The sequence below is a fragment of the Roseateles sp. P5_B10 genome, assembly GCF_056400485.1.
Genome location: NZ_JBFULE010001369.1, coordinates 1 through 864, shown reverse-complemented (window position 1 = coordinate 864; position 864 = coordinate 1). Strand labels below are relative to the sequence as shown.

General features: G+C 61.9%; 1 protein-coding gene. It reads right to left on the bottom strand.

Annotation, left to right across the window (positions count from 1 at the left end; all coding sequences use genetic code 11):
• Positions 1-73: 73 nt before the first annotated feature.
• Positions 74-864 (bottom strand): glutamate 5-kinase (gene proB, locus AC1DU6_RS33380; RefSeq protein WP_477862633.1); only part of this gene is annotated, 791 nt, incomplete at its 5' end.

Here is an 864-nt window from a genome sequence, read left to right as displayed (position 1 = left end):
GCGCAATGATGGCGAGCGTCCGGCACCAGGTTCACGGATTGCGCGTTACGTCATTCAGGCGAAGCGTCGCTACTTAACTTCGCGATCCCGAGATCACGAGATCGTCGCGATGGATCATTTCGGCGCGGCCGCTGATGCCAAGAATAATCATCACGTCCGGAGATGAGCGGCCTTTGATCTTCTCGGCATTGTCTGCGTCATAAGCCACGAGGCCGCGGCCGATTTCGTGCGTGTCCGGTCCACGCACGATAACGGCGTCGCCGCGTGCGAAATCGCCTTCCACCTTGATGACGCCGGCAGGCAGCAAACTCTTGCCGGCACGGAGTGCAGCAACAGCACCTGCATCAATGGTCAACGTACCCTTCGGTTCCAGCGATCCCGCAATCCAGCGCTTACGTGCAGTGACGGGATTGGCAGGCGTCAGGAACCAGGTGCAGAGGCCGCCATCGGCGATCTTCTGCAGCGGATGCTCGACCTTACCGGACGCGATGATCATGTGCGTGCCGGCCGTGGTCGCGATCTTCGCTGCCTCGATCTTGGTGTACATGCCACCGCGCGACAATTCGCTCTCGGCCGCGCCCGCCATGCCTTCGATCTCGGCGGTGACGCTGTCGACAATAGGAATCAGTTTCGCATCGGGATTGGCGCCGGGCGGCGCAGTGTAGAGACCGTCGATATCCGACAGCAGCACCAGCAGGTCGGCGGATGCCATGGTCGCGACGCGCGCTGCGAGGCGGTCATTGTCGCCATAGCGGATCTCGTTGGTCGCGACCGTGTCATTCTCGTTAATGACCGGCACGGCGCGCCATTCAAGCAGCTTGCCGATGGTCGAGCGCGCATTGAGATAGCGGCGGCGTTCCTCGG